Origin of the sequence: Mucilaginibacter sp. RCC_168 (assembly GCF_041355315.1) — a bacterium.
In the GTDB taxonomy this organism is placed as follows: Bacteria; Bacteroidota; Bacteroidia; order Sphingobacteriales; family Sphingobacteriaceae; genus Mucilaginibacter.
This window is the reverse complement of sequence record NZ_JBFUPN010000041.1, coordinates 1-17,420: the sequence shown is the minus strand read 5'-3', so window position 1 is coordinate 17,420 and position 17,420 is coordinate 1. Positions and strand designations below refer to the sequence as shown.

The 17,420-nt window shown below is 41.5% G+C and carries 19 protein-coding genes; 17 read left to right on the top strand and 2 right to left on the bottom strand.

What is annotated here, in order from left to right:
• Positions 1 to 324 precede the first annotated feature (324 nt).
• From AB6735_RS27040 to AB6735_RS27000, 9 genes are all read left to right on the top strand, one after another.
• The gene (locus AB6735_RS27040; RefSeq protein ID WP_370999310.1) at positions 325 to 927 is read left to right on the top strand and encodes a hypothetical protein; all 603 of its coding nucleotides are present in this window, start codon (positions 325 to 327) and stop codon (positions 925 to 927) included.
• Between the two features lie 170 nt (positions 928 to 1,097).
• On the top strand, positions 1,098 to 2,519 hold the full coding sequence (locus tag AB6735_RS27035) for a sigma-54-dependent transcriptional regulator (protein WP_370999309.1): 1,422 nt from the start codon (positions 1,098 to 1,100) through the stop codon (positions 2,517 to 2,519).
• A 1-nt stretch (position 2,520) separates the two neighbouring features.
• Complete coding sequence (locus AB6735_RS27030) at positions 2,521 to 2,721, top strand: hypothetical protein (protein WP_370999308.1); 201 nt, start codon at positions 2,521 to 2,523, stop codon at positions 2,719 to 2,721.
• A 132-nt stretch (positions 2,722 to 2,853) separates the two neighbouring features.
• Positions 2,854 to 3,897, top strand: a complete 1,044-nt coding sequence (locus AB6735_RS27025) for an AI-2E family transporter (protein WP_370999307.1) — start codon at positions 2,854 to 2,856, stop codon at positions 3,895 to 3,897.
• Between the two features lie 296 nt (positions 3,898 to 4,193).
• Positions 4,194 to 4,460: a YtxH domain-containing protein gene (locus tag AB6735_RS27020; protein WP_172334398.1), complete on the top strand. Its 267-nt coding sequence runs from the start codon at positions 4,194 to 4,196 to the stop codon at positions 4,458 to 4,460.
• Between the two features lie 125 nt (positions 4,461 to 4,585).
• Positions 4,586 to 4,936, top strand: coding sequence for a phage holin family protein (locus AB6735_RS27015; RefSeq protein WP_370999306.1), 351 nt, complete (start codon positions 4,586 to 4,588; stop codon positions 4,934 to 4,936).
• 3 nt (positions 4,937 to 4,939) lie between these two features.
• Positions 4,940 to 5,380: a hypothetical protein gene (locus AB6735_RS27010; RefSeq protein WP_370999305.1), complete on the top strand. Its 441-nt coding sequence runs from the start codon at positions 4,940 to 4,942 to the stop codon at positions 5,378 to 5,380.
• 201 nt (positions 5,381 to 5,581) lie between these two features.
• The gene (gene trmB / locus AB6735_RS27005) at positions 5,582 to 6,232 is read left to right on the top strand and encodes a tRNA (guanosine(46)-N7)-methyltransferase TrmB (RefSeq protein ID WP_370999304.1); all 651 of its coding nucleotides are present in this window, start codon (positions 5,582 to 5,584) and stop codon (positions 6,230 to 6,232) included.
• Between the two features lie 176 nt (positions 6,233 to 6,408).
• Complete coding sequence (locus tag AB6735_RS27000; RefSeq protein ID WP_370999303.1) at positions 6,409 to 6,741, top strand: MGMT family protein; 333 nt, start codon at positions 6,409 to 6,411, stop codon at positions 6,739 to 6,741.
• On the opposite strand, the gene AB6735_RS26995 is transcribed toward AB6735_RS27000, so the two are convergent.
• A complete protein-coding gene (locus tag AB6735_RS26995; RefSeq protein WP_370999302.1) occupies positions 6,736 to 7,095 on the bottom strand; it encodes a VOC family protein in 360 nt (119 codons plus the stop codon). The genes AB6735_RS27000 and AB6735_RS26995 overlap by 6 nt on opposite strands.
• A gap of 97 nt (positions 7,096 to 7,192) precedes the next feature.
• Positions 7,193 to 8,455 (bottom strand): hypothetical protein, encoded by a 1,263-nt coding sequence (locus tag AB6735_RS26990; RefSeq protein ID WP_370999301.1) that lies wholly within the window; start codon positions 8,453 to 8,455, stop codon positions 7,193 to 7,195.
• 402 nt (positions 8,456 to 8,857) lie between these two features.
• Between AB6735_RS26990 and AB6735_RS26985 the strand changes: the two genes are divergently transcribed.
• The 8 genes from AB6735_RS26985 (at position 8,858) to AB6735_RS26950 (ending at position 17,097) form a co-directional block, all read left to right on the top strand.
• Positions 8,858 to 9,205, top strand: a complete 348-nt coding sequence (locus AB6735_RS26985) for a carboxymuconolactone decarboxylase family protein (protein WP_370999300.1) — start codon at positions 8,858 to 8,860, stop codon at positions 9,203 to 9,205.
• Between the two features lie 37 nt (positions 9,206 to 9,242).
• Positions 9,243 to 9,605, top strand: a complete 363-nt coding sequence (locus tag AB6735_RS26980; RefSeq protein ID WP_370999299.1) for a four helix bundle protein — start codon at positions 9,243 to 9,245, stop codon at positions 9,603 to 9,605.
• Positions 9,606 to 9,644: 39 nt separating this feature from the next.
• The gene (locus tag AB6735_RS26975; protein ID WP_370999298.1) at positions 9,645 to 10,223 is read left to right on the top strand and encodes a DNA-3-methyladenine glycosylase I; all 579 of its coding nucleotides are present in this window, start codon (positions 9,645 to 9,647) and stop codon (positions 10,221 to 10,223) included.
• Positions 10,224 to 10,457: 234 nt separating this feature from the next.
• Positions 10,458 to 13,265, top strand: coding sequence for a DNA polymerase I (gene polA / locus AB6735_RS26970; RefSeq protein WP_370999297.1), 2,808 nt, complete (start codon positions 10,458 to 10,460; stop codon positions 13,263 to 13,265).
• Positions 13,266 to 13,704: 439 nt separating this feature from the next.
• The gene (locus AB6735_RS26965; RefSeq protein WP_370999296.1) at positions 13,705 to 13,884 is read left to right on the top strand and encodes a hypothetical protein; all 180 of its coding nucleotides are present in this window, start codon (positions 13,705 to 13,707) and stop codon (positions 13,882 to 13,884) included.
• A gap of 275 nt (positions 13,885 to 14,159) precedes the next feature.
• A complete protein-coding gene (locus tag AB6735_RS26960) occupies positions 14,160 to 15,593 on the top strand; it encodes a glycogen synthase (RefSeq protein ID WP_370999295.1) in 1,434 nt (477 codons plus the stop codon).
• Positions 15,583 to 16,845 carry a glucose-1-phosphate adenylyltransferase gene (locus AB6735_RS26955; protein ID WP_370999294.1) on the top strand — a complete coding sequence of 421 codons (1,263 nt, stop codon included), beginning with the start codon at positions 15,583 to 15,585 and terminating at the stop codon, positions 16,843 to 16,845. The genes AB6735_RS26960 and AB6735_RS26955 overlap by 11 nt, the downstream gene beginning before the upstream one ends.
• A 69-nt stretch (positions 16,846 to 16,914) precedes the next feature.
• Positions 16,915 to 17,097 (top strand): hypothetical protein, encoded by a 183-nt coding sequence (locus AB6735_RS26950; protein WP_370999293.1) that lies wholly within the window; start codon positions 16,915 to 16,917, stop codon positions 17,095 to 17,097.
• The last annotated feature ends 323 nt before the right edge of the window (positions 17,098 to 17,420 follow it).

Below are 17,420 nucleotides of genomic sequence, written 5' to 3'. Positions count from 1 at the left end.
TAATAACATTCCCGATTGGTGCTTTTTGATCAAAGGTTGATACTGCCTCCTATCACCCAAAACTAAAATCAGCTATAAAACACGCAGAAAACAGGCTTTTTACCGGGCGAAAAGCTATGTTAATTCCATGTTAATTTGACACAAACAGGTGTGGAAACTTTCAATTTGACAATGGTCTGACCAAGATACCCGAATGGTCAAAAAATAAATCATTGTTAATCAATCGATTAAATATTCATGACTTTTGGATGAAAAATCATATATGATTCTGTGCTTTACTTTGCATTGTGTTTAAAAAACATATATCAAAAACACACAATTGTTATGAAAAATACATTTAAAATTTCGGCCCTTGTTTTAGCATTTGCAGGATTTGCATTTAGCGCTAAAGCACAAACAACTACCCCAACTACTACTTCTACATCAACCACCGCTAAAGACGGTATCCGTTACAGCATTGGTGTTGACGCAGGTATCCCATTGGGTAACTTTAAAGATAACTACAAATGGAATTTAGGTGGTTCGGTACAAGCGGATATCCCGGTTATTTCAAACCAGTTATTTGTTACTGTTAACGCAGGTTATAACAACATATTTGGTAAAAAAGATATCGGTGGTGTTGCTGGTTTTGATCAAACAGATTTTCACCTGATCCCTGTAAAAGCTGGTTTAAAATACTTTGTTATTCCAAACTTTTATGTACAAGGTGAAGCTGGTGCAGCGTTTTTGTTAAACAAAAAAGATGTTGACGCTAACAAATCAACCGCATTTGTTTATGCTCCGCAAGTAGGTGTTCAATTCCCTGTTAGCGCAAACGGTAACTTTATTGACGCTGGTATCCGTTACGAAGCAACTACAAAATATGCTACTGGTATTGACCAAAGCAAAGTAAGCTTCTTAGGTATCCGTGTAGCATACGGCTTCTAATATGGCCCTACATGTACCTAATTAACAAAAAGGGAGGTCAATCGGCCTCCCTTTTTGTTTGCGTCTTTTTTGTGTTTAAAGGGCCATTTTTAAATAAAGCTCCATAAATTAGCAACATTGTTTGTAACTTAAACGCGTTTAATACATTTACCGTTATCAGTATTGCTCTTATGAAGAAAATCCTCATCATTGATGATGAAGTTAATGTGGCTTTATTGCTATCTAAATTTTTAACCCGCAATGGCTTTGATGTGAGTACCGCCTCCAGTGGTACAAGCGGCATGGAAGCCCTTAAAAATGATGAATTTAGCCTGGTGCTATGTGATTTCAGGCTGGAAGACACCGATGGCCGCGAAATGCTCAGGAATATCAAAACCCAATATCCTAAAACCGGGGTTATTATTATTACGGGATACTCGGATATTAAAATGGCGGTTGAGCTGATAAAAATGGGCGCTTATGATTATATCACCAAGCCTTTATATCCCGACGAAATATTAAATACTATTAATAAGGCTGTTGAAACGCATTATGCTCTGGTTGAAGATACCGGGAGCGACAATAACGTAGTTGCCGAAAAGTCAAAAAGCCGCGACAATAAAAAACTGGTGTTTGCCAGCGAATTTGTTGCCGGCAGCAGCAAATCATCCAAAGAGCTGCAGCGTCAGATAGAGTTGGTGTCGCCCACCAATTACAGCGTAATTATATTGGGCGAAAGCGGCACGGGTAAAGAGTCGGTGGCTAAAAGCATACATTTGAACAGCCATCGGCATAATCAGCCTTTTATTGCGATGGACTGCGGCTCATTAACCAAAGAGCTGGCAGCCAGCGAATTCTTTGGACACGAAAAAGGCTCGTTCACCGGCGCGCTGTATACAAAAATAGGGCACTTTGAAATGGCCAACGGCGGCACCTTGTTTTTGGACGAGGTAGGCAACCTCTCCTATGAGATACAGGCGGCCTTGCTGCGTACCGTTCAGGAACGCAAAGTTAAAAGGATCGGCAGCACTAAAGAGATCGATCTGGATGTGCGCATTATTATAGCTACTAATGAGAGCCTGCAGGATGGTATATTAAAAGGCAAGTTCAGGGAAGACCTGTACCACCGCTTTAATGAATTTACCATATATATGCCGCCCTTGCGCGAGCGTGGCGGCGATATTATGCTGCTGGCCGAACATTTTTTGAAAATAGCCAACAATGAGCTCGGTCGTAATGTAACTACGTTTGCACCCGAAGTGATCGATTGTTTTATGAACTACAGGTGGCCCGGCAATATCCGCGAGCTGAAAAATGTGATCAGGCGGGCAGCCTTGCTGGCCGAGGACAATGAGATCACAATGAAGGCGTTGCCGCTGGAGATCTCCAACTTTAAAGTGCCATCGTTTGAACAGGCCTACAGTCAGGTGAGCGAAGCGCCCGAAGTAAAGGAACCACGGCATGACCTCAAAAACGCGGCCCTCGAAGCCGAGTATGAAACCATTATTAAAGTTTTAAGAGAGGTGAACTTTAATAAAACAAAGGCGGCCGAAATATTAAATATCGATCGTAAAACGTTGTATAATAAGATGAAGGCCATCAACCTTAAATAAAATGGAAGATCAACAAGCAAGAAGCAGCGATGATAACCTGCGTAAGCTAAAACATGATATTAAAAATCAACTCTCTAATATTCACCTGGCATTGGAACAGTTGAAATATGAGATACCTGATCTTTCTGACGATTGTGTATTTTACCTGGATACTATTTTAACAAGTTCAACCCAGATAAACAATTTGCTAAACGCTGAGTAGTATCAAGTATCAAGATTTTTGTAAATTGACACTAAATGCCGGATGCTATAATTATCAAGCATTATCAAAAACAATTTTATCAGGAATCTGTAACTAAGGTCGTGATACTTGATACTAACTACTTGATACTAAATGTCAATTTTTAATTATAAGCAACGCAATAACATTATCCTGGTAAGTATCATTATACTGGGTTGTTTTTTGCTGTACGCGTTAAGCGGTTTATTCAGTTCCATATTGGGAGCCATTGTGCTGTTTACCATTTTCAGACCGGTGTACCTTTACTTTGTTGAAAAAAAAGGCTGGAACCGGGTGGCGGTGGCTTTGCTTATCATATTTACATCACTTATAGTTATCGTTATTCCCTTCCTGTTGCTTAGTATCATGGTGGTGGGTAAAATATCCAGCATTGATATTAAATCCCTGCCCATTGAACAATGGACATCCAAGATCGATGCCTTTGCTGCAACTAATCTTAATCAGCCCCGTTTTGCCGAAAATACGCTTCAAAAACTTGGCTCATTTGGTACCGAACTTTTTCCGTCGATATTAAGCAGCGCGGCCAATATCATTATTACCTTATTGGTTCTGTACTTTTTGCTGTATTTCATGTTAACGCAAATCCGTGAATTTGAGGCAGGTTTATTAAAATATGCCCCATTTCGTGAACAGCATGCTCTGAAATTTGCATCGGCCCTACGCGATTCTACCTATTCAAACGTTTTAGGACAAGGAATAATTGCCGTAATACAAGGAACGCTGCTGGCCATAGGCTTTTATGCGTTTGGTATACCCGATGCCGTGTTCTGGGGGGTAATAGGCGCTTTTATATCCTTTTTGCCTGTAGTTGGCGCACCAACACTTTCTATACCTGCCAGTATTTTACTATTTGCGCAGGGACATACGCTAAAAGGGGTTTTATTGCTCATTTACGGCTTACTGGTGATAGGCAATATTGATAATGTTTTACGCATGATCATCAATAAGCGTATAGCCAATACGCACCCTATTATTTCGGTTATAGGGGTGTTTATAGGATTACCGCTTTTTGGTATACTGGGTTTGGTTTTTGGCCCGGTATTATTGTCATATTTTTTATTATTGCTGGAGATATACGAAACCAACAGGATGGCTGCCGACAGATTGGAACGGATACATACAATGCCCGAAAATTAGCAGGGCAAATTGAACACTTTTGTGAACATTGCCCAGGGCATATTGGGAGTTAAAAAAATAAATTATACAGAAATTTCAGAAAAAATGACCGATCTGTAATATTTGGCAGGATATTTAATCTATATATTGCGGATCGGGTATAAGCGTATGGTGTGAGAGCCGGAGCGGGACGTGCGAGTGATGATTGCGGTGCGGGATACCTAGATCTGGTAAAAAGAAATTGACAGTAGATTCAGACAACAGACACTGAAAACTGACGCTTAAAAAAAGAATGTTCAACTTAAAATTATATTACAATGAATGATAACACAAAAGTAGTTGTTGCATTGCTTGCAGGTTTGGCAGCAGGAGCAGCCCTGGGAATTTTATTTGCACCAGATAAAGGTAACGAAACACGCGACAAACTTACCGAATCATTAAAAAACCTGGGCGAATCAATAAAAGATACCGCAGCAGCTGAGATCGATAACCTGGTAGGTTTTAAAGATAAGGTGGTTGAAAATATAAAATCAAAGATCAGAGGGGCCGAAGAAGAGTATCAGGACGATCTGGAACATGCTTAATTAGTATCAAGTAGCGAGTATCAAGACTTTTTTGCGAACGTCTTAAAACAAATGCAGTTGTCGTGATACTTGATACTCGCTACTTGATACCAATATCAACTTGATACTTTTATAAAACTACATCTATGGAAGCTAAAAAAGAAACACCACCACCACTACCTCCCATTGTTGATCAGCTGAAGGAATATGCCGAAACGCGTTTTAAGCTTTTGAAATACGAGGCTATTGAAGGTGGAACTTCAATTTTAGCCAGTATGATCACCGATGCCATTACTGCTATCAGTATGGTACTGGCCTTTATGTTCGCCAGTCTTACTTTGGCTTTTTACCTCGCTTATTTGTTAGATTCCAATTGGGAGGGCTTTGGCTGTGTAGCGCTTATTTATTTAATAATCGCTATTGTTATCAAGCTCAATAAAGAGCGTATTGAAAAGCCGCTGATCAACCTTTTCATACAAAAACTATTTAAAAAATAAAGCATGGACGTTTCAATAAAAAACATCAGTGATTTGCAGGAAGAGATTGCAAGGATACGCGTTATTGAAGCCCGCCAGGGCGAAGAACTGGCCAAGCGCTTTAACAGTCCTTCGGCCATATTTGGCAGTATTATGTCTTTGCTAAATGCGGGTAACAGAGATGGAGACGATCAGCCCAGTATTTTTAACCAGGATTTTTTTGGTCTGCTGTCCAGAATCGTATTACCGGTAACCCTGAATAAAACGCTGTTTAAACGCTCCAATATTTTAGTTAAAACATTAGTAGGTCTGGTATCGCAAAAAGCCTCCAATTATATTAGCGGCGATTCGATACATGGCTTGTGGGATAAAATAAAATCTGTGGCCCTTTCTGTTATTAAAAGTAAGCCAGAAACTACACATAAAGGAGGGATGCCCAATGTGCCGCCGCCGGTGGTGATGTAGTTTTTCTAAGTCTTAAGTCTGAAGTAGAAAGTCATAAGTATTGATATAGAGACGCATGTTTTGCGTCTTTTTTAGTTTATCACAGGTAATATTAATCGGCTCTGCCTTGCAGAAGATATGATTTTTGAGAAAACGAAAAAAATGACCTTATGACTTGCGGCTAAGGGCTATAGACTTGATATTTGCACTTTATTTAAAAAAGTGGGAAAAGATAAAATTAGACGCTTTGCTGAAATTGACACTTTTAGCAATGTATTACAATTAGATGCCGGTAAACCTTTTAAAGGCGAATGGAGTAAGAGGTTTTTTAAGAACGATAACCCGATAGTGTTGGAGCTGGCCTGCGGTAAGGGCGAATACACCGTGAACCTGGCCACGTTATTTCCTGATAAAAACTTTATTGGTATTGATTATAAGGGCAACCGCATTTGGCGCGGAGCCAAAACCGCGCTGGAAGAGAATGTGCCTAATGTGGCCTTTTTGCGCATCCAGATAGAAAATTTACTTGATTACTACGCTCCCGGCGAAGTGGATGAGATCTGGATAACCTTCCCCGATCCACAGCCCCAATTGAGCCGTGAAAAAAAACGCCTCACCTCTCCCCGCTTTTTGGATAAATATATCGAAATATTAAAACCGGGCGGCTGTGTAAATTTAAAAACCGACAATGATGGCCTGCATGCGTACACTGCCGAAAAGATTGAGGATCTGAAACTCAAGCTCCATATCCGAACCGAAGATCTGTATCACTCGCCTTATGCCAATGATGTATTATCCATTAAAACCTATTACGAAAAAAAATATTTAAAGGATAATAAGAACATTAACTACCTTAAGTTTTCGTTTGCTTAAAATAAGATTTGGAAAAAACATGTCATTGCGAGCGTAGCGTGGCAATCGCGAACTATGCAAGTTACTCTGTAAAGTATGCGATTGCTTCGTCGTTCCTCCTCGCAATGACATGGGTTTATGTTTATAAACAATATCTTAGCTTTAAGCTTTCTGCTTTCGACTTTAAGTTTTTTATCATGGACGATATTAATTTTTTCGACAAAGTATACCAGGTGGCCCGGCTCATCCCGGTGGGTAGGGTAACCTCTTATGGCGCCATTGCCAGCTATCTGGGAACCAAAGGCTCATCGCGTATGGTTGGTTATGCCATGCAGGCGGCGGGCAAAGTGGTGCCTAAAGTACCCGCGCACCGGGTAGTGAACCGGCAGGGCTTGCTTACGGCTAAATTTCATTTCGGCGGCAACCTGATGGCAGAACTGCTGGAAGGCGAGGGGGTGAAAGTAATTGACGACCAGGTGCAGGATTTTAAAACCGTGTTCTGGGATCCGAATATCGAGCTGGCTTTATAATAGCTGCAACAGTTCCATCCGGTTACCGAACGGATCAATGAACGCAAAACGTTCGCGGCCAGCAATCAGCGGTTCTTCCAATATCTCCAGTCCCTGGTTTTCCAGGTATTTGCGCGCGGCCAATACATCGCTAATCTCAAATGCCGTATGCCTGATAGAACGCGGCAGCCTATCCTCTACCCCAATGTGCAGTTCAATATCCGCTATCCTGAACCAGTAACCCGCTGAAGAAAATACGGATGGACGCTCAATTGGTTCCAGACCAATAGTGTTGGTATAAAACAGCCGGGCTTCTTCCACTCTTTCGGGCGGAACACAGATGTGTATATGGTCGGCGCGTTTAAAGTTAATCATGGCTTATGCTTGATAAAAAATCTACAGGTATAAAAAAGCCGCCTTCTTTACCCGGATGATCCAAAGATAAAAAAGACGGTCCTGAAATATAGGTCAGCTACCGGAAAATATAATTAATACCTGCCTGGAATGCAGATTGATCTGCCGAATAATAAATGTATTTGGTGAGTGATGATGGCAGCCAGTAAGTTCCGTAAACTTCTATGCGTTTATTGATCTGAACGCCTGCTTTTACCGGCACTGCGAATTCAAAGCCCTGAAAAACGGGGTATTTGCTTTGACTTACCGTGGTTACAGTGCTAAAGTGATAAATGGTAGCATAATTGTAATTATTGTATTTATAAATATTCATGGCCACGCCAACATCAATAAAAGCTTTCAGGTTATCGGTAGAGTAAAAGTTATACATTACCTGCGGTATGGCAGCAAAGTGGTATATCTTGACATCAAGCGTTTTTGTAGTGGTGTATTCGCTTGATCCCTCAGAAAAATGATAACTGTTGATGGCTGCGGCTAACTCCAGTCTGAAAAGTAACTTCTCTGTATACTTATTGATCAGGACATCCATCCCGGCTGTAATAACCGGCGAAACGGAATTATCATGTATGCCGTTGCTAAACGGACCGGCAGCGCCCGCCGAACTGTTAAACTGAAGCTTACTGTAACGTACTCCCGCCCCTGCAAAAAAACGAACGCCTGAATTGGAGTGGACCGACTGCTGTGTTGCGTTGCCCCCATTTAACGCGATGGCAGCTGCTGTAAGGTCGGTTTCGGAATAATCAGTCTTCTGTATCCTGGTAAGAATTTTAGTATCACCGGGCTGATATTGATGAGCTAACCTGAGTAATTGGTTGATATAGCTGTTAACGTTGGCAACAGACTGGCGATCCTCGTTAAAATACAGGTATTGCTTTAGGTTTTCAATAGTATGGCTGTGTTTGTCAAAAATGTAGTAACTCGATTTAATTTTGTCGGTCCACATATAAAGGGAAACGTTTTTACCGTTAACCAGGTTTTTTAAGAAAACGGTGTCGGTGGTATAAGCAGTATCAAGCGAATGACTTAGTTGGGCCAGTTCAATCGTACTGGTACTTATGTTAAGGGTAAATTTGTCATAATATTCTGCTCCTGTTATAGCAAAGCCGTTGGCGTTTGTCACCGTAAATTTTTGCGGAGCGGCCGTCTGTGTTTGTTTAAAGGAGATTTCCCGGGGATTTTTTATCCACTCACGGTAATCGACAAACCCTTTAAGGGTATCGTTTTTACTGTCAATAACATAACCGGGCTTAAAATTGCTTTGTGCGTGTAAATAAAGGGATGCCTGTGATAATAAAAATGCAAGGCAAAATAATCGTTTCATTTATAAGAATTAGGTATGCAAAAGTATATTAAATAAAACATAGTAATGCTATTAGCGAAAATTTCTTCAGAAAATTTGAGACCAGCGCCATTTAAATGCTAATTAATTTAGTAAGTTTGTATGAGTAACAGCCTGGCCTTTTATAAAGCCAGGCTGTTTGCTTGAAAGAAAAAGGTAACAAAAAAGCCGACCCTTCGGTATGTAGATAATTGACGGTACTTATTTGATACTTTTTAAACCTTTCAAAACGCATTAAAAATTGTTAAAAGAGTTAAAAGAAATGTTTTTGAGTAAGTTTTAAGCAGTTTTTGACCCGTTTTGACAGACTTTTTGAGCCAAAAAATGTTAAAATCATAACTTTAAAAAGTTTTAACAATCACTAATTCACTAAATAAAAATTCCGTGGGAAAACTTGTAGAAGAATTTGACGCCTATCGTACTAAAATGAACGACAGGATCATGGAAACCGCCAACACCAATATTAAACGTTTTTTTGCGCTGGATACCACCAGTTACGCCGATGGAGCGCTGGATGTTAAAACCAAGGAAATGCTGGGCCTGGTAGCCAGTATGGTTTTACGCTGCGACGATTGTATCAAATACCACCTGGGCAAATGTCATGAAGCAGGGGTTAACAGCGACGAGATGAACGAGATATTTATGATAGCTAACCTGGTAGGCGGCTCCATTGTAATCCCCCACTACCGGAGGGCGGTGGAGTATTGGGATGAATTAAGTCTTGAGTCATAAGTAGGGAGTCTTAAGTCTTAAATTAAAGTTCAAAAGTATGTCTTCGTTTAGAGATTTGATAGTTTATAAGAAAGCATTTTCTTTATCGATGGAAATTTTTTGGCTGACGAAAGATTTTCCCAAGGAGGAAACTTATAGTTTGATTGATCAAATAAGAAGATCGTCGCGATCAGTATTTGCATCTATTGCGGAATCATATAAAAAGCGGAAATACCCTAATCATTTTATAAGCAAGCTTACAGATGCGGAAATGGAAAATGCAGAAACGCAAGCGTGGCTTGATGCATCATTAGCTTGTAAATATATTACAGCTGAGACATTCCAGGGACTCAATAAACAAAGTGAAGAAATATCTTATTTATTAATTTACATGATGAATAACCCTGAAAAGTTTCAATAGGCCTAATCCAGTTAAAGCTTTTCTTAAAACCACAATAAAATGACTTCTGACTCAAGACTTTCGACTTCCGACTTAACCCGCTGTTCCTGGGCTGGGACTGATCCGCTGTACATGGAGTACCATGATAAAGAATGGGGAAAAGAAGTCCATGATGATAAAACCCTGTTTGAATTCCTGATCCTTGAATCGGCACAGGCGGGGTTAAGCTGGATCACCATTTTGCGTCGTCGTGAAGGCTACCGGAAGGCCTTTGCCGATTTTGATGTGAAAAAAGTAGCCGCCTTTACTGATGAGGACGTGGAGCGCTTGATGCAGGATACGGGCATTATCCGTAACCGCTTAAAAATTCTGGCTGCTATCAACAACGCGCAGTTGTTTATTAAAGTGCAGGAAGAGTTTGGCTCTTTTGATAAATATCTGTACAGTTTTATGCCTGATGGTAAGCCCCTGATCAATCACCCTGAAAAAAATATACCTGCCAGTACACCCATATCTGACGCCATTAGCAAGGATATGAAAAAACGGGGCTTTAAATTTTTTGGCACCACTATCTGTTACGCGCACATGCAGGCTACCGGAATGGTGAACGATCACCTGGCCAGCTGCGACTTTAGTTAGCATTAATTACACGAATGATATCGAACTACACGAATTGAAACAGGCACGAATAAGACGAATGGTATCGGGTTACACAAATTAATTATAAAGCCGATAAATAGTTCCATTGTGCCTATAAATACTATTTTTGTACAGAACCATTATACTGTTAAGCCGCTAAGCATTCGTATAATCCAAAAAGAAATTCGTGTAATTAGTGGCGATATAAATTGGTGCAATTAGTGTAAAATATCAATGAAAAAACTATTTCTTTTGGATGGCATGGCCCTTATTTACCGGGCGCATTTTGCATTAAGTAAAAGTCCGCGGTTTACCTCGAATGGCTTAAACACTTCGGCTGTAATGGGTTTTACCAATACCTTGCTGGATGTTTTGAAAAAAGAAAAACCAACACATATGGCCGTGGTATTTGATACCGAAGCGCCAACCGAGCGCCATACCGATTATGAGCATTACAAAGCCCACCGCGAGGCCATGCCTGAGGATCTGTCCAAAGCCCTTCCTTATGTAATTAAGGTGATATTGGGTTTCAATATCCCGGTTATTACTTCTGACGGTTATGAGGCTGATGATATCATTGGTACCCTGGCCAAAAAAGCCGAACAAAAGGGCTATCAGGTGTACTGTATGACCCCAGATAAGGATTTTGCCCAGCTGGTATCCGAAAATATCCGTATCTATAAACCAGCCCGCATGGGTAACGAAATGGAGATTCTGGGCGTGAAAGAGGTATTGGAGAAATGGGAAGTTGAACGCGTAGAGCAGGTTATTGACATTCTGGGCTTATGGGGTGATGCGGTTGACAATATCCCCGGCATCCCCGGCATCGGCGAAAAAACAGCCAAAGCCCTCATCAAACAATATGGTTCGATGGAAGAGATCATCGCCCATAGTCACGAGTTAAAAGGTAAACAGCGCGAAAACGTAGAGCAATACGCCGAGCAGGGTTTGCTTTCTAAAAAACTGGCTACCATTCTGCTGAATGTTCCGGTTGAGCTGGATGAAGAAGGGCTGCAAATGGGCGAACCAAGCAAAGACCTTTTAGAGCCGCTTTTTGCCGAACTGGAGTTCCGCACCTTAGGCCGGCGGGTTTTTGGCGACGATTTCAGCGTGACCGAAATGAAAGCCGTATCGGTACAAACCGATCTGTTTGGCGAACCGGTAGCTACCGCCCGTACTACCATGACCGTTGATGTAGAGGACATTTATGAACCGCCTGCTACTGCCGCTAAAAATATCGACAACGTACCGCACGAATATCACCTGGCTGATACACTGGAGAAACGGGTGGAACTCATTGCCACATTACTTAAACAGCAAACCATTTGCTTTGATACCGAAACTACGGGCACCGATGCCAATCATTGCGAATTGGTGGGATTATCCTTCGCGGTAAAACCGGGCGAGGCCTGGTATGTGCCCGTTCCCGAAAATCAGGACGATGCCAAAAGTATAGTGACTGAATTTAAGCCGGTGCTGGAGCATGAAGGCATCAGCAAAATTGGGCAAAACATTAAATTTGATATCCTGATACTCAAATGGTATGGTGTTGAAGTAAAGGGCGCGTTGTTTGATACCATGATGGCGCACTATGTGATCGATCCGGATACCCGCCATGGTATGGATATCCTTTCAGAAAATTACCTGGGTTATAAACCGGTTTCCATTACTACGCTTATTGGTCCGAAAGGTAAAAACCAGGGCAATATGCGCGATGTGGAGATAGAAAAGATCAAAGAATACGCCGCCGAAGATGCCGATATTACCTTACAGCTTAAAGATATTTTTGAACCTAAACTGAAGCAGGTAGAAAGCGAAAAACTAATCAACGAAATTGAGCACCCACTGATATATGTGCTGGCCGATATGGAGTTTGAGGGCGTAAAGATCGACCATGATACCCTGCGCGAATTTTCTAAACAGTTGGAAACCGATATTGCCGGTTTTGAAAAAACAGTGTACGAAAAAGCAGGCGTAAGATTCAACATCGCATCGCCGAAGCAACTGGGTGAGGTACTGTTTGAAAAACTGATGCTTGACCCTAAAGCCAAAAAAACCAAAACCGGTCAGTATCAAACCGGAGAGGACGTATTGTTATCCCTTGCTGCCAAAAGTGATATTGTAAGGGACATCCTGGATTTTCGCCAGCTTCAAAAACTCAAATCAACCTATGTGGATGCGTTGCCAACGATGGTTAACCCTAAAACCGGGCGTGTGCATACCTCTTACAACCAGGCGGTGGCCGCAACCGGCCGTTTGAGCAGTGTGAACCCCAACCTGCAAAATATACCTATCCGTACCGAGCGTGGACGTGAGGTAAGGAAAGCGTTTATTCCGCGTGATAGCGGGCACAGCATTGTATCGGCGGATTATTCTCAGATAGAGCTGCGCATTATTGCCGAGATCAGTAAGGATCCGAATATGATGCAGGCCTTTATTGATAACCTGGATATTCACACAGCCACGGCAGCTAATGTATACGGAGTAGCATTAAATGAAGTAACCAGCGACCAGCGCCGTAATGCTAAGGCAGTAAACTTTGGTATTATTTACGGCCAATCAGCATTTGGCTTATCGCAAAACCTGGGTATCCCGCGTAAAGAAGCCGCCGACATTATTGAACAGTACTTTGCGCAATTCCCCGGTATTAAGCAATACATGACCGATACTATGAACTTCGCCCGCGAAAACGGTTATGTATGTACACTAATGGGCCGGCGCAGGTACTTGCGCGATATCAATTCGGCCAATGCAACCGTACGCGGTTTTGCAGAACGAAACGCCATTAACGCCCCCATACAAGGTTCGGCAGCCGATATGATCAAGATAGCCATGATCAACATCCACCGGGAAATAAAAGCCCAAAAGCTGGATGCCAAAATGACCATGCAGGTACATGATGAGTTGGTTTTTGATGTGCCCAATCATGAAATTGAGCTTATTAAACCCATCATTATGCACCATATGAAAACCGCTATTAAAACCGAAGTGCCTATTATGGTGGAAATTGGTACGGGATTGAACTGGCTGGAAGCGCATTAAAATAGAATCAAGAGATAAGAGTCAGGAATTAAGACTTTTTTATTATTTAAATCTTAAAAGAGAGCTTTGCAAAAACAGATCCAATGTCCATCCTGTAAAACCTATAAAGTAGAAAGCTTTAAATCCGGTGCAATAAAATTTGGCATCGGTTGTATAATTGCCTCTTTAGCCATGTTTTATTTCTTTTCTGACCACTACATAATAAATATTTGTTTCATTGTACTTGGTATAATGTGTTTGATTAACGGATTGAGAAATACTAATGACTATACCTGTAAAGCGTGTAATTATAAATTCAAAATAGATAAGAACCCTCTTACTTAGCGCAAGTCTTGTGCGGATGTTTAGCGGGCAGATGACTTGTGCTTGTTCTCCTGGCTCTTGGAGTTAGTCACAAGTCTGCCTTTGTTCACCGTCTCACAACACAAGACTTGCGCCAATGGAGGTAGCATCCGCTCTAAATATTGCTGCTTTCAATGTAGGTATTGCCGTTGGGGCTTATGTGGGTGGAATAGTAATAGACTCTTCATTAGGTGTAGGCGCTACACCGTGGATCGGAGCCATCTTTGTAGGTATTGGCTTAATACTCAGTTTTGTTAGTTGGCGGAATAAAGAATAATTAAAAAAACTAACATTGATAAGCTGTAGCCAATAGCTGACGACAATTTATTTAGGAATAATAAGAGCTTTTAGAACCGCAAAGCCCGCTTAGTTTATCCAAAGTCTCAATCCGGTATTGGCTGTTTTCTGTGTTTTTGGTGCAAATACCGCAAAGTAAGGTGCAAAACCTTAGTAAGTTTTTTACAATAATCTGTCTAAATTTCAAAAACTATATTAATTCTTATAGGTTTCTCTTTTAGCAATCTTTGCTTAAATTGAACCAATAAAACCTTAATGAAAATATTCCATCTGAGTGCCGAATGTTACCCTGTTGCCAAAGTTGGCGGACTTGCTGATGTGGTTGGAGCATTACCCAAATACCAAAATCAGGCGGGTTTGCAGGCAGCCGTTGTGATGCCTTTTTACGACCGCAAATTCACCCATGAAAACGAATTTGACGTAGTTTTCAGCGCCGCAACTCTGCTCGGCACCCGCAGGCTTTTTTTTGAAATACTAAAAGAGAAAACGGATAAACTGGGCTTTGAACTGTACCTGGTAAAAATACCCGGACTGCTTGATCGTGAAAACGTATACAGCTATCCTGATGAGCGGGAACAGTTTATCGCTTTTCAGCTGGCTTTTTTAGATTGGATAAGTTATAGCGGGCAAACACCCGATGTGATCCATTGTCATGACCATCACTCCGGCCTGGTGCCATTCCTGTTGTACCACTCCAAATTATACCAGCGTTTGGCTAATACGCCTACGGTATTCACCATCCACAATGGGCAGTATCATGGCGCTTTTGGCTGGGATAACCTGTCGTACCTACCCGAGATTGACCTGACAAAAACAGGTTTGCTGGATTGGGCCGGAGGCATTAACCCACTGGCAGCGGCAGTAAAATGCTGCTGGAAATATACTACGGTATCGCCCACTTACCTGCATGAGCTTACGGTAAATTCAAACGGATTAGAGTATCTGTTCTGGACAGAAAGGGCTAAAGGTTATGGCATTATCAACGGTATTGATACCGACGTATGGAACCCGCAAACGGATGCCATGATAGCCACAAAATTCACAGCCAAACAAATAGCTAAAGGAAAACAGGCTAATAAAAATGCGATCTGTGAAAGGTTTGCGTTGGATGCTACTAAGCCTCTATTTGTGTTTATTGGCCGATTGGTGGTTGAAAAAGGAGCCGACTTGCTACCTGAGGCCATTGAACGGAGTATCAAAGATAATGAGGCGGAGGCCAGCTTCCTGATCCTGGGCTCGGGTGATAAAGAGATGGAAACCGCCCTGCTGGAATTGAAAGATAAATATCCTGGTCAGTGCAATGTATTTATCGGATATGATGAAGCATTGGCTCACCTGATTTATGCCGGTGCCGATTTTTTACTGATGCCGTCGCGCGTGGAACCTTGCGGTCTTAACCAGTTATACTCTTTAAGATACGGTACTATGCCGTTGGTTAGAAGCACAGGCGGCCTCATTGATTCGGTAATTGATTTTGGCGATGAGGATGGCTATGGTATCCGTTTTAATAATGCCAGTGTTGATGACATTGTCTATGCTATCTTCCGCGCCAATGTACTTTATCAAAACCCGGCTCAATTGCAGCAGTTGCGCAAACGCATGATGGCACTCGATTTTTCGTGGGACCGTTCGGCAAAAGAATATATTGATCTGTATGAAAGTTTAAACCCTACGAGATATGACATCTAAAGTAATTTCAATTGTACTTGGCGGTGGCCAGGGCAGTCGTTTATCCCCCCTTACGGCAACACGCTCAAAACCTGCGGTTCCTATTGCCGGCAAATACCGGTTGGTTGATATTCCTATTTCCAATTGCCTGCACTCGGGAATTACGCGCATTTATGTATTAACGCAATTTAACTCGGCATCATTAAATAAGCACATCAAAAACACCTATCATTTTAGCAGTTTTAGCGATGCTTTTGTTGATATTCTGGCTGCAGAGCAAACGCCAACAAGCGGTGCCTGGTTCCAGGGTACAGCCGACGCTGTAAGGCAAAGTTTGCACCATTTAGCCGTGCATGAGTTTGATTATGTGCTGATCCTGTCGGGCGACCAATTATACCAGATGGATTTTGAGGAAATGATCAACCATCATATGGATACCGGTGCCGATATTTCCATAGCCACCATTCCGGTCGACGCTGCAGATGTTCCGGGATTCGGCATATTAAAAACAGATGAAAACAGCATGGTGACCGCCTTTATTGAAAAACCAAAATCGGATTTTGAAAGCTGGGCATCAGATGTAAGCGACGAAATGAAAGCCGAAGGCCGCGTTTACCTGGCCTCCATGGGTATTTATATATTTAACCGTAAACTTTTATATGATCTGCTGGAAGGGAATGATCGTACCGATTTTGGTAAAGAGATCATCCCGCAATCTATCAATGAATATAAGGTAGCCAGTTTTCAATATGAAGGCTACTGGACAGATATTGGTACTATACCATCGTTTTTTGAGGCCAACCTGGGTTTAACAGATGATATACCTAAGTTTAACCTTTTTGGCGAAAATCATATCTATACCAGGGCTCGTATGCTGCCGCCGTCAAAAATATCAGGTACAACGATGGAAAAATCCATTATTGCCGATGGATGCATCATTAATGCTAAACGGATTACACGTTCGCTGATCGGTATCCGTACGCGTATTGGGGTGGAAACCATTATTGAAAACTGCTACGTAATGGGTAACGACAGTTATCAAACCCTTGAGCAAATAGCCGAACTGAAATTAAGCAAAACGCCAATAATGGGCATAGGTGAGCGGTGCCAGATCAGGAATGCCATTATTGATAAAAACACCTACATTGGCAACGATGTTAAAATAAACATGGGTAAAACGCTACCCGACGGGGATTTTGACACCCATACGGTACAGGATGGCATTGTGGTGATCAAGAAACGTGCGGTTATACCCGATGGTACGATTATTTAATTAAAAATTAATACAAACAATTCATGCTTGATTTGTTATAGATAAAATAACCATTTAAACGGAACAAGTATGAAAAAAGCAATTTGTATTATCGCTTTAGCGGCGATCTCTGCCAGCACTGTTTTTGCGTATGCCCCAGTAACTAAAAAAACGGATGGTACCATGCAAACGGATACCACCAAGAGCAAGAAAAAGTGGAAACACAAAAAAGAAAAGAAAGATTCTACTAAAAAAGATACCACAAAAATGTAGTAATCTTTTTTCACCAACAAAAAGGCCTTCTGAAAAACATCAGAAGGCCTTTTTGTTGGTGAATTTATTTATAAGATTTGTCACCCTGAGGAACGTAGGATTTATAACAACCACAAAACGCGTCATTGCGGGGAACGAAGCAATCTCTATGCTATACAGAGTGGCTCTGCAAATCGGGGATTATTAATGCTGTGCTTATTCTTATTGGTATTAATGAGCTCCCTCCGGTCGGTTGTCTTCGTTCCCCGATTTCTATGATCTAAGCAACTAATTTGAGATAATTTTTTTCATATTTTCTATTCTGATTTACACAGGAGAAAATA